The sequence below is a fragment of the Streptomyces viridiviolaceus genome (genome assembly GCF_014650995.1).
GTDB classification, from domain to species: domain Bacteria; phylum Actinomycetota; class Actinomycetes; order Streptomycetales; family Streptomycetaceae; genus Streptomyces; species Streptomyces viridiviolaceus.
Map to the genome: position 1 here is coordinate 89,581 of NZ_BMWA01000003.1, position 21,105 is coordinate 110,685.

Below are 21,105 nucleotides of genomic sequence, written 5' to 3' on the forward strand. Positions count from 1 at the left end.
ACAAAATGAACCGCAGTGAGCTGGTGGCCGCGCTGGCCGACCGCGCCGAGGTGACCCGCAAGGACGCCGACGCCGTGCTGGCCGCGTTCGCCGACGTCGTCGGCGACATCGTCTCCAAGGGCGACGAGAAGGTCACCATCCCCGGCTTCCTGACCTTCGAGCGCACCCACCGTGCCGCTCGCACCGCCCGCAACCCGCAGACCGGCGAGCCGATCCAGATCCCGGCCGGCTACAGCGTGAAGGTCTCCGCGGGCTCCAAGCTCAAGGAAGCGGCCAAGGGCAAGTAAGCGCGCCCGAGCGCCGTCAGGGCCCCGCGCCGTGGGTGGCTGCGGGGCCCCCCTCGTGGCCGGCCGCGCCCATGCGGCGGAGCCGCAGATCGACACGGCCCGCGCCCCTCGGGGGCGCTGCACCGAACGCCGATGGGGCGGTCACCCGGGTCAGGGTGACCGCCCCATCGGCGTGCGGGCAAGCCGCTGTCTAGCCCAGCGCCTTGCCCGGCAGCTCCACCTTCGCCCCGAGCTGCACGAGCTTCTCCATGAAGTTCTCGTAGCCCCGGTTGATCAGGTCGATGCCGTGCACCCGGGACGTGCCCTGGGCGGCGAGGGCGGCGATGAGGTAGGAGAAGCCGCCGCGCAGGTCGGGGATGACCAGGTCGGCGCCCTCCAGCTTGGTCGGGCCGGAGACGACCGCCGAGTGGAGGAAGTTGCGCTGGCCGAAGCGGCAGTCGGAGCCGCCGAGGCACTCGCGGTAGAGCTGGATGTGAGCGCCCATCTGGTTGAGCGCCGAGGTGAAGCCGAGGCGGGACTCGTAGACCGTCTCGTGGACGATGGACAGGCCCGTGGCCTGCGTCAGGGCGACCACCAGGGGCTGCTGCCAGTCCGTCTGGAAGCCGGGGTGGACGTCCGTCTCCAGGGCGATGGACTTGAGCTGACCGCCCGGGTGCCAGAAGCGGATGCCCTCGTCGTCGATCTCGAAGGCGCCGCCCACCTTCCGGTAGGTGTTCAGGAACGTCATCATCGAGCGCTGCTGGGCGCCGCGGACGTAGATGTTCCCCTCGGTCGCCAGCGCCGCGGACGCCCAGGAGGCGGCCTCCAGGCGGTCGGAGAGGGCGCGGTGGGTGTAGCCGCCGAGCTGGTCGACGCCGGTGATGCGGATCGTGCGGTCGGTGTCCATCGCGATGATCGCGCCCATTTTCTGCAGAACGCAGATCAGGTCCTCGATCTCGGGCTCGACGGCCGCGTTGGACAGCTCCGTGACGCCCTCGGCCAGCACGGCCGTCAGCAGCACCTGCTCGGTCGCGCCGACGGACGGGTACGGCAGCCGGATCTTCGTGCCGCGCAGCCGTTGCGGCGCCTCCAGGTACTGGCCGTCCGCCCGCTTCTCGATGCGCGCGCCGAACTGCCGCAGCACGTCGAAGTGGAAGTCGATGGGCCGGCCGCCGATGTCGCAGCCGCCCAGGCCCGGGATGAAGGCGTGCCCGAGGCGGTGCAGCAGCGGGCCGCAGAACAGGATCGGGATGCGCGACGAGCCCGCGTGGGCATCGATGTCAGCGACGTTCGCGCTCTCCACGTGGGTCGGGTCGAGCACCAGCTCGCCAGGCTCCTCGCCCGGACGGACCGTCACCCCGTGCAGTTGCAGCAGTCCGCGTACGACCCGCACGTCGCGGATGTCCGGCACGTTGCGCAGCCGGCTCGGCGCACTGCCCAGCAGAGCGGCGACCATGGCCTTCGGCACGAGGTTCTTCGCACCGCGGACCCGGATCTCGCCCTCCAGCGGGGTTCCGCCGTGGACAAGCAGTACGTCATCAGCGCCGTTGACGGTCATGAATCTCGCGTTCCGTGGGGTGGGGCAGGGGCCAGAAGGGACAGGGTAATCGCCCTCCACCCCGGTTCTGTAAGCCGTAGGAGGGCCCAGCGGTGTCATAGGTGTGTCACAACACGAACGGTTCCCCGGTGGGCACATGCGGTCACGACGGCGGGCGCGCGTGGTGCCCGTGTTCACCCCCATGCCCCCGATTGCCTCCCCATGGAAAGGGAAGATGCGGGATCATGTCTGGCATGACCGAGGTGTCCTCGCTCACAGGGCGGCTGCTCGTGGCAACGCCCGCCCTGGCGGACCCGAACTTCGACCGTGCGGTGGTGCTCCTTCTCGACCACGACGAGGAGGGCTCCCTCGGTGTCGTCCTCAACCGCCCGACGCCGGTCGGCGTGGGCGACATCCTGGAGGGCTGGGCGGACCTCGCCGGCGAACCCGGCGTCGTCTTCCAGGGCGGTCCCGTGTCGCTGGACTCGGCCCTCGGCGTCGCCGTCGTCCCGGGTGAGGCGGACGGCGAAGCCGCGCCGCTGGGCTGGCGCCGGGTGCACGGCGCGATCGGTCTGGTGGACCTGGAGGCCCCTCCCGAGCTGCTGGCCTCCGCGGTGGGCTCCCTGCGGATCTTCGCCGGGTACGCGGGCTGGGGCCCCGGCCAGCTGGAGGACGAGCTGGTGGAGGGCGCCTGGTACGTGGTCGAGTCCGAACCCGGCGACGTCTCCTCGCCGGCCCCCGAGAGACTCTGGCGGGAAGTGCTGCGCCGTCAGCGCAGCGAGCTGGCGATGGTGGCGACCTACCCGGACGACCCGTCGCTCAACTGACGGGTGTGAGCTTCAGTACTCCGGCTTTCAGTACCCTGGCAGGCATGAGCACTCTCGAGCCCGAGCGCGGGACTGGTACGGGGACCCTCGTAGAGCCGACGCCGCAGGTGTCCCACGGCGACGGCGACCACGAGCGCTTCGCCCACTACGTCCAGAAGGACAAGATCATGGCGAGCGCCCTCGACGGCACCCCCGTCGTGGCGCTGTGCGGCAAGGTCTGGGTACCGGGCCGCGACCCGAAGAAGTACCCCGTGTGTCCCATGTGCAAGGAGATCTACGAGTCCATGGGCGCCGGCGGCGACCAGGGCAAGGGCGGCGACAAGAAGTAACGGCCCTTCCCCCACGAGGTGTGTGAGGCCTCCGGGCGTGTTTCGGCGCGCTCGGGGGCCTTTGTGCTGTCCGGGGTGGTTTCGCGACGTCCGGCGTTGCACAGGGTGCGTCGCGCGGTCACAGAGTGGTTGAGACCTCTTGTCGACGTGTTCCTGTTGTCCCTAGCCTCCGACGTGTTGTGCAGAGCAAAACCGTCATTGCGTATGTTGCAACACTCCCTCGGAGGACCGCTCCATGAAGCTCCCCGTCCGACTGGCCGTGCTGTTCACCGCCATGGCCGCCGCCACCGCCTGCGCCCCCCAGACGTCCGGCAACTCCTCCTCCGGCAAGGACGAGAAGACCGGCACCCTGAGGGTCTGGCTCTTCCAGGAGGTCAACAACAAGCCGAAGGAACAGGTCGTCGACGCCGTCCTGGCCGACTTCAGGAAGGCCCACGCGGACACCAGGGTCACCGTCGAGTACATCCCCGTCGAGACCCGCGCCCAGCGGATCAAGGCGGCCTTCAACGACCCCGCAAGCGCCCCCGACGTGATCGAGTACGGCAACACCGACACCGCCGGCTACGTGAAGGACGGCGGCCTGGAGGACGTCACCGAGGAGTTCGGCGCCTGGGACGAGGCCAAGGACGCCGACCCGACCGCCCGGCAGTCGGTCACCGTGGACGGCAAGGTCTACGGGGCGCCGTACTTCGTCGGCGTGCGGGCCCTGTACTACCGGACGGACGTCTTCGAGGAGCTGGACCTCGAAGTGCCCAGGAGCATGGACGAGCTGGCGTCCACCGCGAAGAAGGTGCGGGCCGCGAGGCCCGACCTGTACGGCATCGCGGTCGGCGGTGCCTACACCTACGGCGCCATGCCGTTCATCTGGGCCAACGGCGGCGCACTGGCCACCGGCAAGTCGGGCTCGTACGCCTCCGCGATCGACAGCGCGGCGGCCCAGAAGGGCATCAAGGCGTACACCTCGCTCTTCGGCGACGACAACTGCCCCGCCGCCAAGTGCGCCGGCATGGGCGGCAACGACACCGTCACCGCCTTCGCCTCGGGCAAGGCGGCCATGGCGATCGGCGGCGACTTCAGCCACCAGGCCGTGGAGGCCGGGAAGGCCAAGGGCAAGTACGCCGTCGTGCCCCTGCCGGGGGTGAAACCCGGCTCGATCGCACCGGCCTTCGCGGGCGGCAACAACATCGGCGTCCTGAAGAGCACCTCGCACCGCACCCTCGCCGTCGACCTGATGAAGCGGCTGGCGTCGAAGGAGACCCAGGGGGAGCTGTTCGACGCGATGGGCTTCCTGCCGACCTTCACCGACGTGCGCCGGCAGGCCGCCGCGAAGGAGCCGTTCGTGAAGCCCTTCGTCGACACCCTTGCCGCGGGCACCGAGTTCGTGCCGGCCTCCCCCGCCTGGGCGCAGATCGACTCCTCGCTGGTACTGCCGACCATGTTCCAGGAGGTCGTCAGCGGCAAGAAGGACGTGGGCGCCGCCGCCGGGGACGCGGCGCGGAAGATGAACGAGGCGTTCGGCTCCGCCGGATGACCGCGCCTGCCCGCTCGGTGAGTGTGGGCCGTTCGCGGCCGGGGGCGGGGCCTGGCCGGTCGCGCCCACGCGGCGGTGGCCGCATGCCCGGCACGGCCCCGCGCCCCGGGGGTCGCTCCGGTGCCCCATGGCTGTATCTCGCCCCCGCTCTGGTCGTCCTCGGCGGACTGCTCGTCTACCCGATCTACCAGCTCGGCCTGATCTCCTTCCTGGAGTACACCCAGGCGCAGGTCAGCGGTGGGGAGCCCACCACCTTCCAGGGGTTCGGCAACTACGCCGAGCTGTTCGGGGACGGGGAGTTCTGGCGGGTGCTGCTGGCCACCGTCGTCTTCGCCGCGGCCTGTGTCGTCTCCACGCTGGCCGTCGGGTGCGCGCTCGCCGTGCTGCTCACGCGGGTGCGGGCCGTGCCGCGGCTCGCGCTGATGCTCGCCGCGCTCGGCGCGTGGGCGACCCCGGCGGTCACCGGGTCGACGGTCTGGCTGCTGCTGTTCGACCCGGACTTCGGGCCCGTGAACCGGATGCTGGGGCTCGGCGACCACTCCTGGACGTACGGGCGCTACAGCGCCTTCCTCCTCGTCCTGCTCGAAGTGGTCTGGTGCTCCTTCCCGTTCGTGATGGTGACGGTCTACGCCGGCATCCGCGCCGTCCCCGCCGAGGTCCTGGAGGCCGCGGCCCTGGACGGTGCCTCGCAGTGGCGGATCTGGCGCTCGGTGCTCGCGCCGATGCTCCGGCCGATCCTGGTCGTCGTCACCATCCAGTCGGTCATCTGGGACTTCAAGGTCTTCACCCAGATCTACGTCATGACGAACGGCGGCGGCATCGCCGGCCAGAACCTCGTCCTGAACGTCTACGCCTACCAGAAGGCGTTCGCGTCCTCGCAGTACAGCCTCGGCTCGGCGATCGGCGTCGTGATGCTGCTGATCCTGCTCGCCGTGACCCTGGTGTACCTGCGGCTGCTGCGCCGCCAGGGGGAGGAACTGTGAATCTTCCGCGCGCGCGTGTGCGGCGTCCGTGGCGATCTGCGGCCGAGATCTCGGCACTGCTGATCGCGGTGGTGGTGGCCTTCCCGCTGTACTGGATGGTGCTGAGCGCCTTCAGGCCGGCCGGGGAGATCGAGTCGTCCGAGCCGCGGCCGTGGACGCTGTCGCCGTCGCTGGATTCCTTCCGGAGGGTCTTCGAACAGCAGGAATTCGGCCGCTACTTTCTCAACAGCCTGCTCGTGGCGAGCGCCGTCGTGGTCGCCTCCGCGCTGATCGCGTTTCTCGCGGCGACCGCCGTGACGCGATTCCGGTTCCGCTTCCGGACCACCCTGCTGATCATGTTCCTGGTGGCCCAGATGGTGCCGGTGGAAGCTCTCACGATCCCGTTGTTCTTCCTCATGCGGGACTTCGGCCAGCTGAACACGCTGGGTTCGCTGATCCTGCCCCACATCGCCTTCTCGCTGCCGTTCGCGATCTGGATGCTGCGGGGCTTCGTGAAAGCCGTTCCCGAGGCCCTGGAGGAGGCCGCGTACATCGACGGGGCGAGCCGTGCGCGATTCCTCTGGCGGATCCTTTTCCCGCTGGTCTTCCCGGGCCTCGTGGCCACCAGCGTGTTTTCCTTCATCTCGGCCTGGAACGACTTCCTGTTCGCCAAGTCGTTCATCATCAGCGACACCTCCCAGTCGACCCTGCCGATGGCCCTGCTGGTCTTCTACAAGCCGGACGACCCCGACTGGGGCGGGGTGATGGCGGCGTCCACGGTGATGACGATTCCCGTGCTGATCTTCTTCGTGCTCGTACAACGACGACTCGTCTCCGGCCTCGGCGGAGCGGTTAAGGACTGACGTGATGGACCTGATTCCCCGGCCCGGTCGGGCGACGACCCGCGAGGGCGGTTTCTTCGAACTGGGCCCGGACACCAAGGTGCTGGCGGGCGAGGGCACGGAGGCGGCCGACCGCTGGCTGCGTGCCACGCTGGGCGCGGCCACCGGCCTGCCGCTCGCGCCCGGGTCGGGGGAGGACGACGTCCTCCGCCTGTCCCTCGACGGCGAACTGGACGCCGAGGGCTACCGCCTCGCCGTCGTGCCGAGCGGCGTGCACCTCGCCGGCGGCGGACCGGCCGGCCTCTTCTGGGGGGCCCAGACCCTTCGGCAACTGCTCGGCCCGGACGCCTTCCGGCGGGCGCCGATCCCCGGCCGCCAGTGGCGGTTGCCGCTCACCGAGGTCGAGGACGCGCCCCGGTTCCGCTGGCGCGGCCTGATGCTCGACGTCGCCCGGCACTTCATGCCCAAGGACGGCGTGCTGCGTTACCTGGACCTGATGGCCGCGCACAAACTCAACGTCCTGCACTTCCACCTGACCGACGACCAGGGCTGGCGCGTCGAGATCGAGCGGTACCCGAAGCTGACCGGGACCGGCTCATGGCGCGCGCGCACCAAATTCGGTCACCGTGCCTCGCCGCTGTGGGAGGAGAAGCCGCACGGCGGTCACTACACCCAGGACGACATCCGGGAGATCGTCGCCTACGCCGCCGAACGGCACATCACCGTCGTCCCCGAAATCGACCTGCCCGGACACTCGCAGGCCGCCATCGCCGCGTATCCGGAACTCGGCAACACCGATGTCGTGGACACCGCCGGGCTCACCGTCTGGGACACCTGGGGCATCTCCCCGAACGTCCTCGCGCCCACCGACCGCACCCTGCGCTTCTACGAGGGCGTGTTCGAGGAACTCCTCGGTCTTTTCCCCTCGGAGTTCATCCACGTCGGCGGCGACGAATGCCCCAAGGAACAGTGGCGGCAGTCACCCGCGGCGCAGGCGCGCATCAAGGAACTCGGACTCGCCGACGAGGACGAACTCCAGTCCTGGTTCATCAAGCACTTCGACCGGTGGCTGACCGCGCGCGGTCGCAGGCTCATCGGCTGGGACGAGATCCTGGAGGGTGGCCTGGCCGCGGGCGCCGCCGTGTCCTCCTGGCGCGGCTACGCGGGCGGGGTCGCCGCCGCGCGGGCGGGACACGACGTGGTCATGTGCCCCGAGCAGCAGGTGTACCTGGACCACCGTCAGGACGCGGGCCCGGACGAGCCCGTGCCGATCGGGTACGTGCGCACCCTTGAGGACGTCTACCGGTTCGAGCCGGTTCCGCCGGAGTTGACGCCGGAGGAGGCCGGGCACGTCCTGGGCCCGCAGGCCAACGTGTGGACCGAGGTGATGGAGAGCCCGGCGCGCGTCGACTACCAGGTCTTCCCCAGGCTCGCCGCCTTCGCCGAGGTCGCGTGGAGCGACCTTCCCGCCCCTGCGGAACGGGACTTCGCCGGCTTCGAGCGCCGGATGGCGGCCCACTACCGGCGCCTTGACGCCCTGGGCGTCGCCTACCGGCCGCCCGGCGGCCCGCTGCCCTGGCAGAGGCGGCCCGGAGTGCTCGGCCGGCCGATCGACGGCCGGCCGCCGAACAAGTAAGAAAAACGCCTCGAAGTGTCACGGAAGAGTGGCAATTCGTGCGCACCGTCGATCATCGGAGATCCCGTGCGAAAACGGGCCATCTCGCTGATGAGGTGGGCGAACGCCTCCTAGCGGACCCCCGCGTTCGGGCCCTGCGAAGATGTGCCAGAGTTGCCACGTCCGGCCTGTCAGCACGTACCGTACGGCAACACAGGTGGGACCAGGTGGGACAGCGGGAAGGGGCAGTCGGTTTGACCACGCACGCACCGCAGGCGGCGCAGGCCGTCACGCTGCCCACGACACTGGACGAGGCCGTGGCGGCCCTCACCGCCATGCCGGCCGCCGTTCCCGTGGCCGGCGGGACCGACCTGATGGCCGCCGTCAACTCCGGACAGCTCAGGCCCGCCGCGCTGGTCGGCCTCGGCAGGATCAGCGAGATCCGCGGCTGGCAGTACCAGGACGGCCACGCCCTGCTCGGTGCCGGACTCACGCACGCGCGCATGGGCCGTCCCGACTTCGCCGCCCTGATCCCGGCGCTCGCCGCCTCCGCGCGCGCCGCGGGTCCGCCGCAGATCCGCAACGCCGGCACCCTGGGCGGCAACATCGCCTCGGCCGCCCCCACGGGGGACGCGCTGCCCGTACTGGCCGCCCTGGAGGCGACGCTGATCATCGCGGGCCCGGGCGGGGCCCGCCGCGAGATGCCCGTGTCGCACCTGCTGGCCGGTATGGAGATGCTCCGTGCGGGCGAACTCATCGGCTACGTGCGCGTGCCGCTGCTGCACGCGCCGCAGGTCTTCCTGAAGGCGACCGGACGCACCGGGCCGGGCCGTGCCATGGCATCGGTGGCCCTGGTCCTCGACCCCGCCCGGCGCGGGGTGCGGTGCGCCGTCGGCGCCATCGCGCCGATGCCGCTCAGGCCCCTGGAGGCCGAGCAGTGGGTCGGCCGGCTCATCGACTGGGACAACAACCGTGCGATCGTGCCCGAGGCCCTGAGCGCCTTCGGGGAGTACGTCGCCGCGGCCTGCATCCCCGACGCGGCGCCGGCCGAGGACGGCTCCGTACCGCAGCTCCCGCCCGCCGTACTGCACCTGCGGCGCACCGTCGCCGCGCTGGCCCGACGAGCACTGGGGAGGGCGCTGTCGTGACCGACGACCAGCACGGACAGGGCATGCCCCAGGGCGGCGGACGCTGGGACCCGCTGCCCCAGGGCGACTACGACGACGGCGCCACCGCCTTCGTGCAGCTCCCCGAGGGGGGCGTCGACGCGCTGCTGGACGCCTACGAGAGCCCGCTCGCCGCGCCCGGCCACGGCTATGTGCCGCCGCAGATAACGGTCACGCCCGCCACGACCGCCGGCACCGACCCGGCGGCCACCGGCAGCTGGGTGATGCCCTCCGCACCCGTCGACGGCACGCAGTGGCAGAGCGCCCCGGACGCGGGAGACCAGTACGCCGGCCAGCACTACACCGGGCACCAGCAGGAGGACCCGTACGGTGCGGCCGCGCAGCACGAGGCGGACGCCGGGCACGGCGACCGCTTCGCGTACCACCCGCAGCCGACCGGGCAGTGGGACTTCGGCGAGGCGACGACCGCGGAGGACGCGGCGCCCGCGCCCGGCCACGACGTGACCGGACAGTGGTCCATCCCCGTCGCCGGTGGGGATCTCCCGGACGAATCGGGCGAGTTCACCACGTCGTCCCTGGTCGAGCAGTGGGGCGGCACCCCGCCGGCCACCCTCCCCGGCGGCGCTCCCGCGCCCTGGGCGACCCAGGTGGCGGGACAGCCGTGGGGGGAGCGGACGCCGGAACCCGCCGAGCAGGACGGTGACCGGCCGGCCGGGCCGGCGGCCGTACCCGGCTCCGAGCCCGTGCCCGGTTCGTCCGACACCCCGTACGCGGAATCCGTCGTGGAAGCCCCGGCCCCGGCCCCGGTGTCCGGCGAGACGGTGACCCACGACGCGCACGAGGCCGTAGAGGCCCCTGAGGGCCCCGCTGAGCCCCCCGCGGACCCGGCCCCCGACACGGCGACGGAATCCGCACCACAGGCCGCCGAAGGCCCCGTGACGGCCCCGGCCCCCGAGCCCGGACCGGCACCGGACGCGCCGGCCGGGCCGACCCCGGACCCGGAAAACGAACCGGAACCGGCGCCCGCCCACGGATCCGCATCCGCCACTGTGCGCGAGCCCGCCCCGGCGACCGAGCACGGGCCCGAGGCCGCCACGTCCGACGAACCGGCCGCCCCCGAGGCCGCCGAGCCGGCGGAGCCCGCCGGGCCCCCCGCCCCCGACGAGCCGGCGCCCGCCGGCCCGCACGAGGAGCACCCCCTCGCCTCGTACGTGCTCCGCGTCAACGGCGCCGACCGGCCCGTCACCGAAGCCTGGATCGGCGAGTCGCTGCTGTACGTGCTGCGTGAGCGGCTCGGCCTCGCGGGCGCCAAGGACGGCTGCTCGCAGGGCGAGTGCGGCGCCTGCAACGTGCAGGTCGACGGACGGCTCGTCGCCTCCTGCCTGGTCCCGGCCGTCACCGCGGCCGGCAGCGAGGTCCGCACCGTCGAGGGCCTGGCCGTCGACGGGCAGCCCTCCGACGTGCAGCGGGCGCTCGCCCGGTGCGGGGCGGTGCAGTGCGGGTTCTGCGTGCCCGGCATGGCGATGACCGTGCACAACCTCCTGGAGGGCAACCCGGCGCCGACCGAGCTGGAGGCCCGCCAGGCCCTGTGCGGCAACCTGTGCCGGTGCTCCGGCTACCGGGGCGTCCTGGAGGCGGTCCAGGAGGTCGTCGCCGAGCGCGAGGCGCAGGCCGCCGCGGAGTCGCCCCAGGCGGACGCCGAGGAGCCCCGCATCCCGCACCAGGCGGGACCCGGCGCCGGCGGCGTCAACCCGGCGGCGTTCGACACGCCCGGACCGCCCGGACCGCAGTCCCCGGGACCGCACGACCGGCCCTACGGCCAGGACGGAGGCCACGCGTGAGCAACGAAGCAGCCACCGCGGAGGCCGCAGGGACCGCGGAGGCGCCCCCCGCCCCCGAACAGATCCCGCACGGCCTCGGCGCGTCCCTGCCGCCCGCCGACGCCCGCGCCAAGACGGAGGGCACCTTCCCGTACGCCGCCGACCTGTGGGCCGAGGGCCTGCTGTGGGCGGCGGTGCTGCGCTCGCCGCACCCGCACGCGCGCATCGTGTCCATCGACACCTCCCACGCGCGCGAGATGCCCGGCGTACGCGCCGTCGTCACCCACGAGGACGTGACCGGAGCGCCGCTGCACGGACGCGGCAGGGCCGACCGGCCGGTGTTCGCCTCCGAGGTCGTGCGCCATCACGGCGAGCCCATCGCCGCCGTCGCCGCCGACCACCCGGACACGGCCCGGATGGCCGCCGCCGCCGTCATCGTCGAGTACGAGGTGCTCGACCCGGTGCTCGACCCGGAGCAGGCGTTCGAGGCCGAGCCGCTGCACCCGGACGGCAACCTGATCCGGCACATCCCGCTCCGGCACGGCGACCCGGAGGCGGCCGGCGAGATCGTCGTCGAGGGCCTGTACCGCATCGGCCGTCAGGACCCGGCCCCCATCGGCGCCGAGGCGGGCCTCGCGGTGCCGCGGCCCGACGGCGGCGTGGAGCTGTACCTCGCCTCCACCGACCCGCACACCGACCGAGACGCGGCAGCCGCCTGCTACGGCCTGGAACCCGAACGGGTGAAGATCGTCGTCACCGGCGTGCCCGGCGCCACCGCCGACCGCGAGGACCAGGGCTTCCAGCTCCCGCTCGGCCTGCTCGCGCTGAAGACCGGCTGCCCGGTGAAGCTGACCGCCACGCGCGAGGAGTCCTTCCTCGGCCACGCCCACCGCCACCCCACCCTCCTGCGCTACCGCCACCACGCGGACGCCGAGGGCCGCCTGGTCAAGGTCGAGGCGCAGATCCTGCTCGACGCGGGCGCGTACGCCGACACCTCCTCCGACGCGCTGGCCGCGGCCGTGTCCTTCGCCTGCGGCCCGTACGTCGTCCCGAACGCCTTCATCGAGGGCTGGGCCGTCCGCACCAACAACCCGCCCTCCGGCCACGTGCGCGGCGAGGGCGCCATGCAGGTCTGCGCCGCCTACGAGGCGCAGATGGACAAGATCGCCAAGAAGCTCGGCCTGGACCCGGCCGAGGTGCGGCTGCGCAACGTGATGGCCACCGGGGACGTGCTGCCCACCGGCCAGACGGTCACCTGCCCGGCCCCGGTCGCCGAACTCCTCCAGGCCGTACGCGACTTCCCGCTGCCCGCGCTGCCCAAGGACACGCCCGAGGACGAGTGGCTGCTGCCCGGCGGCCCCGAGGGCGCGGGCGAACCGGGCGCGGTGCGCCGGGGCGTGGGCTACGGCCTGGGCATGGTGCACATGCTCGGCGCGGAGGGCGCGGACGAGGTGTCCACGGCCACCGTGAAGGTCCAGGACGGCGTGGCGACGGTGCTGTGCGCGGCCGTCGAGACCGGCCAGGGCTTCACCACGCTCGCGCGGCAGATCGTGCAGGAGACGCTCGGCATCGACGAGGTGCACGTGGCGCCGGTCGACACCGACCAGCCCCCGGCGGGCGCGGGCTGCCGCGGCCGCCACACCTGGGTGTCGGGCGGAGCGGTGGAACGCGCGGCCAAGATGGTCCGCACCCAGCTCCTGCAGCCCCTGGCGCACAAGTTCGGCATGTCCACGGAGCTCCTCCAGATCACCGACGGCAAGATCACCTCCTACGACGGGGTGCTGTCGACCACGGTCACCGAGGCGATGGACGGCAAGGAGCTGTGGGCCACCGCCCAGTGCCGCCCGCACCCGACCGAACCGCTCGACGCCTCCGGCCAGGGCGACGCCTTCGTCGGCATGTCCTTCTGCGCGATCCGCGCGGTGGTGGACGTCGACATCGAGATCGGTTCCGTACGGGTCGTGGAACTGGCCGTCGCCCAGGACGTGGGCCGGGTGCTGAACCCCGCCCAGCTGGCCGCCCGGATCGAGGCGGGCGTCACCCAGGGCGTGGGTATCGCGCTCACCGAGAACCTCCGCACCCCGCGCGGCCTGGTCCGCCACCCGGACCTGACCGGCTACGCCCTGCCGACGGCCCTCGACGCGCCGGACATCCGGATCGTCAAACTGGTCGAGGAACGCGACGTGGTCGCCCCCTTCGGCGCGAAGGCGGTCAGCGCGGTGCCGGTGGTGGCCTCCCCGGCGGCCGTCGCCTCCGCCGTACGCGCCGCGACGGGACGCGCCGTGAACCGCCTTCCGATCCGCCCGCAGGCCGCGGTGGTCACCGGCCAGTGAGCCGCTGATGGAGGGCGTCGTCCTGGTCACCGGAGTGATGGCGGCCGGGAAGTCGACGGTCGCACAGGCCCTGGCCGAGCGGCTGCCGAGGGCCGCGCACGTCCGCGGCGACGTGTTCCGGCGGATGATCGTGTCCGGGCGCCAGGAGTACGTCCCCGGCGCCGGCGGCGAGAGCGAGGCGCAACTGCGGCTGCGGTACCGGCTGTCGGCGTCGACGGCGGACGCGTACGCGGAGGCCGGGTTCACGGCCGTGGTGCAGGACGTGGTGCTCGGCCCGGACCTGGCCGCGTACGTACGGCTGGTCCGCACGCGCCCGCTGCACGTGGTCGTCCTGGCCCCGGCCCCCGAGGCGGTGGCCGCACGCGAGGCGCGGCGCGCCAAGACCGGCTACGGGGCCGGCTGGACGGTCGGAGCGCTGGACCGCGCCCTGCGCGAGTCGACGCCGCGCCTCGGCCTGTGGCTGGACACCTCGGAACTGACGGTGGCGCAGACGGTGGAGGCGATCCTCGCGGAGGCGCAACGCGCGAGGGTGCGCCGACGTCCTTGAGGACGGGGCGTTGTCAGTGGCGGGCCGTAGTGTGGTGGGCAGTGGGACGGCTGCGGACGACGGCGGGGCCACGGGCGGACGACACCTCGCCCCGGGACCGGCACGACCGCCGGATCCTGCCCAGGGGGACGGAACTTCATGCACGGGGGAACCATGAGCGCGACCGGCACCGCGGACACCGCGGTGATCACGCTGACCGAGGAGGAACTGGGCCCGTACGTCACGCACGCGTCGTCGCGTCGCCGGCTGACGGGCCCCGGACTGCCCGCGACGGCCGGCCTGCTGACCTGCGCGTCACTGCGCCGGGACGGCCTGCGCCGGCTGGCGGACGCCACCGGGGACTCCGACGGCCGGCTGGCCGGCCACCTGCGCGACCAGCTGGTCATCGGGGAGCTGCTGGCCCACGACGGCGCGGTGACGGAGCCGGTGCTGCTGGACGGCGCGACGGGCGAGGTCTCGACGACGTGCGTCTTCGAGGACCGGCCCGAGCTCATGGACCGCGACCCGCTCGCCCCCTCGCTGGACGCGCTGGTGCGCTTCGCGACCGCGGTGGACGAACTGGCGGGGCTGCGCGGCCGGTTCGCCTCCTACGCCGGCCGGCGCGGGCCGCGGGCGGCGGCGGAGGCGTCGCGTCAGCTGCTCGCGGTCTTCGAAGAGGGCGTGGCGGGCGGTGAGATGGCGCCGCTGTGGCGGATGTCGGCCCTGATCCGCCCGCTGGCCCTGGTGGCGGGCCCCGGCAGCCGCTCCGGCCTGACCCTGGACCTTCCCGCCCGCCTCCTCGACGAGGAGTTCGGCGCCGGGGAGATCGTGCGCTTCGAGGACGTCGACTTCCCGGCCGCGCTCACGCACGAGCCGACCCGCCGCTTCCTGCGGGAGGTGGGGCTGCCGGAGGACGGCTGGTGGTTCACCCTCGACACGGACGTGCCGCTGCCGACCCTGGCGGAGCACTGGGCGGACGACGCCCGGTCCAGGCACCTCCCGGCCGAGAGGGACCGCCTGATCCGCCTCGGGTACCTCATGGAGGACACCAGCCTGGTCGTCGACGGCGGCACGGGCGCGGTCCTGTGCTGGAGCGAGGCCGATACCGCCCTGCGTCCGCTCAACGCCGACCTGTCCACGCTGGCGTTCACGCTCTGGCTGATCCACCGGGAGAAGTCCCTCGACGCGGAGCACGAGCTGTCCGACGCGTACGAGCAGCTGGCCGACACCATGATCCGCACCCTGGCCGCCGTGGACCCGATCGCCTGCGACCCGTCCCGCACGACCCCGACGGACGACGGCTGGCGCTACTGGCCGGGGATGTTCGAGGACTACGCGGGCGGCGGGCTGTACGCCTAGAGGGGACGCCGAACATCAGTTCGGCATCGTGATGCACGCGGGTTCGGACCAGTCGCTGGAGCCGTTCTGGACCTCGGTGTCGATCGACACCCGGAAGCATTTCCGCTCACCCGGCGAGATGTCTTCCCACACGAACGTGTTGCTGGAAGCGGGAACGAACTCTTCGGTGACGCCGTCGCTGACCCCGTAGTTGTGAAGAAGGTACGCGTCGGAGTGCGGCCACGTGATTTCCACGCCGGTCATGGGGACGACCCTGACACCGACGGGGTCAGGGGGAGGTGGAGGAGGAGGCAGTGGGGCCGCGCCGGCCTGCGGCGCTGCTGCCGCACGACCGACACCAGCCAGAGCGATCACCGCGCCGAGGGCGGCCAGTCGTCGCTTCACCTGATTCATGGGGCCTCCTGTACCTCATAGGCAACCCCACTGACATCGTCCTCCTCGTCGCCTTCCTGCGCATGTGGAGGATTCCGCCCCGATGCTGTGCGTGTTCAGTTCTCTGGAGGCCGTGGCGGGATTCGAACCCACGTAACTCGCTTTGCAGGCGAGCCCCTCAACCACTCGGGCACACGGCCGTGTTCCGGACTTCCTGGCTCGACCGTAGGGCGGGCCGGGGGACGGGATCAAGGAATGCGGGGCTGCTGCAACGGGACTGCCACACGCCGTTCATGAACCGGAGGGACCGCGGCGGCGGTCGTACGACCAAGGTCCCGGTCCCGCACCGCCTCCGGACAGGGGCCAAACAGGTCAGTGGCCCTTACCCTGGCGACCATGACCGCCCCTGAACCGCGCGACACCGACGTCGCCGACACCGCCGACCCCCGCCCGACCGCCGGCCCCGACGGGACGGTCGCGCCCGCCGAGACCGTGCTGAGCCGCACCTACCGGGCGCTGAGCGTCGGCATCGTCTCCGTCGTCGTGCTGATCGCCTTCGAGGCGACGGCGGTGGGGACGGCGATGCCGGTCGCGGCGCGGGAGCTGGACGGGGTGTCGCTGTACGCGTTCGCGTTCTCGGGGTACTTCACGACGAGCCTGTTCGGGATGGTGCTCTCCGGCCAGTGGTCCGACCGGCGGGGTCCGCTGGCGCCGCTGACCTCGGGGATCGCCGCCTTCGCGGCCGGGCTGGTGCTGTCCGGGACGGCCGGGGCGATGTGGCTGTTCATCCTCGGGCGGGCGGTGCAGGGACTCGGCGGCGGGCTGGTGATCGTCGCGCTGTACGTCGTCGTCGGCCGGGCCTACCCCGAGCGGCTGCGCCCGGCGATCATGGCGGCGTTCGCGGCCGGCTGGATCGTCCCCTCGGTCGTCGGCCCGCTGGCCTCCGGCGCGGTGACCGAGCACCTCGGCTGGCGCTGGGTCTTCCTCGGCATCCCGGTGCTGGTCGCCCTGCCGCTCGCGCTCGCGCTGCCGCAGATACGCAGCCGCGCCGCCGGCCCGGTGCAGGGGACGGACGCCCAGGAGGAGCCGGCCTCCTTCGACCGGCGCCGCATCCGTCTCGCCCTCGCCATCTCCCTGGGCGCCGGACTGCTCCAGTACGCCGCGCAGGACCTGCGCTGGATGTCCCTGCTGCCCGGCGCGGCGGGCCTGGCGCTGCTCGTCCCGGCCGTCCTCGGCCTGCTTCCGCGCGGCACCTACCGGGCGGCGCGCGGCCTGCCCTCCGTCGTGCTGCTGCGCGGTGTCGCGGCGGGGTCCTTCATCGCCGCCGAGTCCTTCGTCCCGCTGATGCTGGTCACCCAGCGGGGGCTGAGCCCCACGCTCGCCGGGTTCTCGCTGGCGGCGGGCGGGGCGACCTGGGCGCTGGGTTCGTGGGTGCAGTCCCGGCCGCGCACGGAGCCGTACCGGGACCGCCTGATGACCCTCGGGATGATCCTGGTGGCGGCGGCCATCGCCGCCGCGCCGAGCGTGCTGATCGAGGCCGTGCCCGCCTGGACGGTGGCCGTCGCCTGGGGCTTCGGCTGCTTCGGGATGGGCCTGGTGATCTCCTCCACCAGCGTGCTGCTGCTCCGCCTCTCCGCCCCGGAGGAGGCCGGCACCAACTCCGCCGCGCTCCAGATCTCCGACGGCCTGTCCAACGTCCTGCTGCTGGCGGCCGGGGGAGCCGCCTTCGCCGCGCTCGGCGGCGGCACGGTGAGCCACGCGGCCACCGAGGCGACCGGTTCCCACCCGGCGGCCTTCGCGGCGGTGTTCCTGCCGATGGCGGGGGTGGCGCTGGCGGGCGCCTGGGTCACGACGCGGCTGCGGGAGCGGTGAGCCGGGAGGCCGCACTGATGGCCGCGGGGCCGCCGCGGCGGTTGTGACGTCGGTCCCACCCGGGCGTGACGCGGCCCGGTCCCGGCGCCGGTCGCGTCGGGCCGCCGGTAGGGTGGCCCGGTTGTCATACGTGGCCGAGCCGTTCTACCCCCTTCGGAGACCGTGACTACCACCGCCAGCTCCAGCACCTCGCACCACCTGTCCCCGGCCTTCCCCGGCCGCGCCCCGTGGGGTACCGCCAGCAAGCTGCGGGCCTGGCAGCAGGGCGCGATGGAGAAGTACATCCAGGAGCAGCCCCGGGACTTCCTGGCGGTCGCCACCCCCGGCGCCGGAAAGACGACCTTCGCCCTGACGCTCGCCTCCTGGCTGCTGCACCACCACGTCGTGCAGCAGGTCACCGTGGTGGCCCCGACCGAGCACCTGAAGAAGCAGTGGGCGGAGGCGGCGGCCCGGATAGGCATCAAGCTGGACCCGGAGTACAGCGCGGGCCCGCTGAGCCGCGAGTACCACGGTGTCGCCGTCACCTACGCGGGCGTCGGCGTGCGCCCCATGCTGCACCGCAACCGCGTCGAGCAGCGCAAGACCCTCGTCATCCTCGACGAGATCCACCACGCCGGCGACAGCAAGTCCTGGGGCGAGGCGTGCCTCGAGGCGTTCGAGCCGGCGACGCGACGGCTGGCGCTGACCGGTACGCCGTTCCGCTCCGACACCAATCCCATCCCCTTCGTCACGTACGAGGAGGGCAACGACGGCATCCGGCGCTCCGCCGCCGACTACACGTACGGGTACGGCTCCGCGCTCGCCGACAACGTCGTCCGGCCGGTCATCTTCCTCTCCTACAGCGGCAACATGCGCTGGCGCACCAAGGCCGGCGACGAGATCGCGGCCCGGCTCGGCGAGCCGATGACGAAGGACGCGATCAGCCAGGCGTGGCGCACCGCCCTCGACCCGCGCGGCGAGTGGATGCCCTCGGTGCTGCGCGCCGCCGACCAGCGGCTCACCGAGGTCCGCAAGGCCATCCCGGACGCCGGTGCCCTGGTCATCGCCTCCGACCAGGACTCGGCCCGCGCCTATGCCAAGCTGATCCGTGAGATCACCGGCAGCAAGGCCACCGTCGTCCTCTCCGACGACACCGGCGCGTCGAAGCGGATCGACGACTTCAGCGCCGGCGACGACCGCTGGATGGTCGCCGTCCGCATGGTGTCCGAGGGCGTCGACGTGCCCCGCCTCGCGGTCGGGGTGTATGCCACGACCATCTCCACGCCGCTGTTCTTCGCCCAGGCCGTCGGGCGCTTCGTACGGTCCCGGCGGCGCGGCGAGACCGCCTCCGTCTTCCTGCCGACCGTGCCCGACCTGCTCACCTTCGCCCACGAGATGGAGCGCGAGCGCGACCACGTCCTCGACAAGCCCAAGAAGGAGGGCGAGGAGGATCCGTACGCCGAGTCCGAGAAGGAGATGGAGGAGGCGAACCGGGAGCAGGACGAGGACACCGGCGAGCAGGACATGCTGCCCTTCGAGGCGCTGGAGTCCGACGCCGTCTTCGACCGGGTCATGTACAACGGCGCCGAGTTCGGCATGCAGGCCCACCCGGGCAGCGAGGAGGAGCAGGACTACCTCGGCATTCCGGGGCTGCTGGAACCCGATCAGGTGCAGCTCCTGCTGCAGAAGCGGCAGGCCCGGCAGATCGCGCACAGCCGCAAGAAGCCCGACGAGCAGGCCGACCTGCTCGAACTGCCCGCCGAGCGGCGCCCGGTCGTCTCGCACAAGGAGCTGATGGAGCTGCGCCGGCAGCTCAACACCATGGTCGGCGCCTACGTCCACCAGAGCGGCAAGCCGCACGGCGTCATCCACACCGAGCTGCGCCGCGTGTGCGGCGGCCCGCCCAGCGCCGAGGCCACCGCCGGGCAGCTGCGCCAGCGCATCGCCAAGGTGCAGGAGTGGGCGACGCGCATGAAGTGACGCGCAGCCAGGAGGGGGCTGTGCGTGTGCCTTACGTATCGGGACAAACACAGGTAGTTCATACCGGCCATTGACCGGATTCTGGACGGAGCCTTCCGCTGAGCGAACCGGCTCGCTACTGTCCCGCTACGCACACGCCCCGTGGCAGCGCCGCCGCGGAGCGCAGCCGTGAAGCGACTGGGCCCGGGCACAAGGCCGGGCCGTCAGCCGATCGGCGGCCTCTGAAGCGCGTCACTGACGGGACTCGGTGACGCATCCGCCGCGAGGGGGCCGCCGACCTCACCACTAAGGAGTGGGCGTCGTGACCGCGGAGACCTCCCAGACGCTCGACCGGGGACTGCGCGTCCTCAAGCTGCTGGCCGATACGGACCACGGGCTGACCGTCACCGAGCTTTCCCACAAACTGGGCGTGAACCGGACCGTCGTGTACCGGTTGCTGGCGACCCTGGAGCAGCACGCACTCGTACGCCGTGACCTGGGCGGACGCGCCCGCGTCGGACTCGGTGTGCTGGGCCTGGGCCGCCAGGTGCATCCGCTGGTCCGCGAGGCGGCGATGCCGGCCCTGCGATCGCTGGCCGAGGACATAGGGGCGACGGCCCACCTGACCCTGGTGGACGGCGCCGAGGCACTGGCCGTGGCCGTGGTCGAGCCGACGTGGACCGACTACCACGTGGCCTACCGGGCCGGGTTCCGGCATCCGCTGGACCGGGGGGCCGCGGGCAAGGCCATCCTCTCCGCCCGGCAGCAGCCCTCCGCCGACCCGGGCTACACCCTCACCCACAGCGAGCTGGAGGCCGGGGCCAGCGGGGCGGCCGCTCCGCTGCTCGGGGTGACGGGCGTCGAGGGCAGCGTGGGCGTGGTGATGCTGGCCGACGTGGTGCCGGAGCGGGTGGGGGCGCGGGTGGTCGACGCGGCCCGGGAGGTGGCGGAGGCGTTGCGGTGACGCCGGCCGCCCGCGCGCACGGCGCCGGTGCTGGGCGCCGCCCGCGGCCGGCGGCCACGTTAGATTGACCCCGTGCTGCTCTCTCGTCTCACACGTCCCCAGTCCCTGGCCGTCTGCGCCCTCCCCGTCGTGGCCCTGCTCGCCACCGCGGTGTTCGCGCCGCTGCCGTTCTCCGTGGCGCAGCCCGGCGGTACGGCGAACGTGCTCGGGGAGTACCGGGGCACCCCGGTGATCACGATCTCGGGCGCGCCGACCCGCGAGACCGAGGGGCAACTGCGTATGACGACGATCGTGGCGACCGGCCCCGAGGCGCACGTCTCGCTCGGCGACGTGCTCGACGGCTGGTTCGACACCGACCGGGCGGTCATGCCGCGCGACGCGGTCTACCCGCGCGGCGACGACGTCCAGGAGATCGAGCGGTACAACGAGGAGCAGATGAAGGAGTCGCAGGACGCGGCGACCACGGCCGCGCTGGACCATCTGCGACTCGACGAGGCGGACGTCGACGTGAAGCTGCGCCTCGCCGACGTCGGCGGGCCGAGCGCCGGGCTGCTGTTCTCCCTCGGCATCATCGACAAGCTCCAGGGCGACGGCAGCGGCGGCGACCTCACCGGCGGCCGGGTCGTCGCCGGCACGGGCACCATCTCCACCGGCGGCAAGGTCGGCGCGGTCGGGGGCGTGCCGCTGAAGACGCAGGCCGCCCGACGGGACGGGGCGAGCGTCTTCCTCGTGCCGGAGGCGGAGTGCTCGCAGGCGCAGGCGGAACTGCCGAAGGGGCTCCGGCTCGTCCCGGTCACCACTTTGGACGGGGCGGTCGACGCGCTCCGGGCGCTGGCGAGCGGCAAGGGCGAGGTCCCCAGCTGCTGACGCCGGGGCCCCGGCGGC

18 protein-coding genes and 1 tRNA gene are annotated in these 21,105 nt (G+C 72.7%); 16 read left to right on the plus strand and 3 right to left on the minus strand.

The genetic code is table 11. From position 1 onward, the window contains the following. The first annotated feature begins 5 nt into the window (after positions 1-5). Positions 6-287: an HU family DNA-binding protein gene (locus IE260_RS04420; protein WP_003990598.1), complete on the plus strand. Its 282-nt coding sequence runs from the start codon at positions 6-8 to the stop codon at positions 285-287. Positions 288-477: 190 nt separating this feature from the next. Here the strand turns inward: IE260_RS04420 and murA are convergent, their stop codons facing one another. Further along, complete coding sequence (gene murA / locus IE260_RS04425; protein WP_189869129.1) at positions 478-1,824, minus strand: UDP-N-acetylglucosamine 1-carboxyvinyltransferase; 1,347 nt, start codon at positions 1,822-1,824, stop codon at positions 478-480. 233 nt (positions 1,825-2,057) lie between these two features. Here murA and IE260_RS04430 point away from each other — a divergent pair, with 233 nt between their 5' ends. From IE260_RS04430 to IE260_RS04480, 11 genes are all read left to right on the plus strand, one after another. Beyond that, complete coding sequence (locus tag IE260_RS04430) at positions 2,058-2,630, plus strand: YqgE/AlgH family protein (protein WP_189869130.1); 573 nt, start codon at positions 2,058-2,060, stop codon at positions 2,628-2,630. Between the two features lie 44 nt (positions 2,631-2,674). Then, a complete protein-coding gene (locus IE260_RS04435; RefSeq protein WP_188181815.1) occupies positions 2,675-2,959 on the plus strand; it encodes a DUF3039 domain-containing protein in 285 nt (94 codons plus the stop codon). 235 nt (positions 2,960-3,194) lie between these two features. Further along, positions 3,195-4,490: an extracellular solute-binding protein gene (locus tag IE260_RS04440; RefSeq protein WP_189869131.1), complete on the plus strand. Its 1,296-nt coding sequence runs from the start codon at positions 3,195-3,197 to the stop codon at positions 4,488-4,490. Then, positions 4,487-5,473 (plus strand): carbohydrate ABC transporter permease, encoded by a 987-nt coding sequence (locus IE260_RS04445; RefSeq protein WP_373303311.1) that lies wholly within the window; start codon positions 4,487-4,489, stop codon positions 5,471-5,473. The genes IE260_RS04440 and IE260_RS04445 overlap by 4 nt, the downstream gene beginning before the upstream one ends. Next, positions 5,470-6,315, plus strand: coding sequence for a carbohydrate ABC transporter permease (locus tag IE260_RS04450; protein ID WP_189869133.1), 846 nt, complete (start codon positions 5,470-5,472; stop codon positions 6,313-6,315). The genes IE260_RS04445 and IE260_RS04450 overlap by 4 nt, the downstream gene beginning before the upstream one ends. A 4-nt stretch (positions 6,316-6,319) precedes the next feature. Next, positions 6,320-7,930 (plus strand): beta-N-acetylhexosaminidase, encoded by a 1,611-nt coding sequence (locus IE260_RS04455; protein ID WP_189869134.1) that lies wholly within the window; start codon positions 6,320-6,322, stop codon positions 7,928-7,930. Positions 7,931-8,163: 233 nt separating this feature from the next. After that, positions 8,164-9,057, plus strand: coding sequence for an FAD binding domain-containing protein (locus IE260_RS04460; RefSeq protein WP_189869135.1), 894 nt, complete (start codon positions 8,164-8,166; stop codon positions 9,055-9,057). Next, positions 9,054-10,877: a (2Fe-2S)-binding protein gene (locus IE260_RS04465; protein ID WP_189869136.1), complete on the plus strand. Its 1,824-nt coding sequence runs from the start codon at positions 9,054-9,056 to the stop codon at positions 10,875-10,877. Before IE260_RS04460 ends, IE260_RS04465 begins: the two co-directional genes overlap by 4 nt. After that, positions 10,874-13,189, plus strand: coding sequence for a xanthine dehydrogenase family protein molybdopterin-binding subunit (locus IE260_RS04470; RefSeq protein WP_189869137.1), 2,316 nt, complete (start codon positions 10,874-10,876; stop codon positions 13,187-13,189). The genes IE260_RS04465 and IE260_RS04470 overlap by 4 nt, the downstream gene beginning before the upstream one ends. Positions 13,190-13,196: 7 nt before the next feature. After that, on the plus strand, positions 13,197-13,736 hold the full coding sequence (locus tag IE260_RS04475; RefSeq protein ID WP_189869138.1) for an AAA family ATPase: 540 nt from the start codon (positions 13,197-13,199) through the stop codon (positions 13,734-13,736). A 153-nt stretch (positions 13,737-13,889) separates the two neighbouring features. After that, complete coding sequence (locus IE260_RS04480; RefSeq protein WP_189869139.1) at positions 13,890-15,074, plus strand: SUKH-4 family immunity protein; 1,185 nt, start codon at positions 13,890-13,892, stop codon at positions 15,072-15,074. A 15-nt stretch (positions 15,075-15,089) separates the two neighbouring features. Here IE260_RS04480 and IE260_RS04485 read toward each other — a convergent pair whose 3' ends face one another. Together IE260_RS04485 and IE260_RS04490 are read right to left on the minus strand one after the other, a co-directional pair. Then, positions 15,090-15,467, minus strand: a complete 378-nt coding sequence (locus tag IE260_RS04485) for a hypothetical protein (RefSeq protein WP_189869140.1) — start codon at positions 15,465-15,467, stop codon at positions 15,090-15,092. 104 nt (positions 15,468-15,571) lie between these two features. Then, positions 15,572-15,646, minus strand: a tRNA-Cys gene (locus IE260_RS04490). A gap of 196 nt (positions 15,647-15,842) precedes the next feature. On the opposite strand from IE260_RS04490, the gene IE260_RS04495 reads away from it, so the two are divergent. From IE260_RS04495 to IE260_RS04510, 4 genes are all read left to right on the plus strand, one after another. After that, positions 15,843-17,318, plus strand: a complete 1,476-nt coding sequence (locus tag IE260_RS04495; protein ID WP_189869141.1) for an MFS transporter — start codon at positions 15,843-15,845, stop codon at positions 17,316-17,318. A gap of 162 nt (positions 17,319-17,480) precedes the next feature. Further along, positions 17,481-19,277: a DEAD/DEAH box helicase gene (locus IE260_RS04500; RefSeq protein ID WP_189869142.1), complete on the plus strand. Its 1,797-nt coding sequence runs from the start codon at positions 17,481-17,483 to the stop codon at positions 19,275-19,277. A 301-nt stretch (positions 19,278-19,578) separates the two neighbouring features. Then, positions 19,579-20,220 (plus strand): IclR family transcriptional regulator, encoded by a 642-nt coding sequence (locus tag IE260_RS04505; protein WP_189869143.1) that lies wholly within the window; start codon positions 19,579-19,581, stop codon positions 20,218-20,220. Positions 20,221-20,295: 75 nt separating this feature from the next. Next, positions 20,296-21,087 (plus strand): S16 family serine protease, encoded by a 792-nt coding sequence (locus IE260_RS04510; RefSeq protein ID WP_189869409.1) that lies wholly within the window; start codon positions 20,296-20,298, stop codon positions 21,085-21,087. The last annotated feature ends 18 nt before the right edge of the window (positions 21,088-21,105 follow it).

What these genes read in the sequence shown, in the direction of transcription:
- IE260_RS04420 (WP_003990598.1), top strand. Translation starts at nt 6, where the DNA reads ATGAACCGCAGTGAGCTGGTGGCCGCGCTGGCCGACCGCGCCGAGGTG.
- murA (WP_189869129.1), bottom strand. Translation starts at nt 1,824, where the DNA reads ATGACCGTCAACGGCGCTGATGACGTACTGCTTGTCCACGGCGGAACC.
- IE260_RS04430 (WP_189869130.1), top strand. Translation starts at nt 2,058, where the DNA reads ATGACCGAGGTGTCCTCGCTCACAGGGCGGCTGCTCGTGGCAACGCCC.
- IE260_RS04435 (WP_188181815.1), top strand. Translation starts at nt 2,675, where the DNA reads ATGAGCACTCTCGAGCCCGAGCGCGGGACTGGTACGGGGACCCTCGTA.
- IE260_RS04440 (WP_189869131.1), top strand. Translation starts at nt 3,195, where the DNA reads ATGAAGCTCCCCGTCCGACTGGCCGTGCTGTTCACCGCCATGGCCGCC.
- IE260_RS04445 (WP_373303311.1), top strand. Translation starts at nt 4,487, where the DNA reads ATGACCGCGCCTGCCCGCTCGGTGAGTGTGGGCCGTTCGCGGCCGGGG.
- IE260_RS04455 (WP_189869134.1), top strand. Translation starts at nt 6,320, where the DNA reads ATGGACCTGATTCCCCGGCCCGGTCGGGCGACGACCCGCGAGGGCGGT.
- IE260_RS04475 (WP_189869138.1), top strand. Translation starts at nt 13,197, where the DNA reads ATGGAGGGCGTCGTCCTGGTCACCGGAGTGATGGCGGCCGGGAAGTCG.
- IE260_RS04480 (WP_189869139.1), top strand. Translation starts at nt 13,890, where the DNA reads ATGAGCGCGACCGGCACCGCGGACACCGCGGTGATCACGCTGACCGAG.
- IE260_RS04485 (WP_189869140.1), bottom strand. Translation starts at nt 15,467, where the DNA reads ATGAATCAGGTGAAGCGACGACTGGCCGCCCTCGGCGCGGTGATCGCT.
- IE260_RS04495 (WP_189869141.1), top strand. Translation starts at nt 15,843, where the DNA reads ATGACCGCCCCTGAACCGCGCGACACCGACGTCGCCGACACCGCCGAC.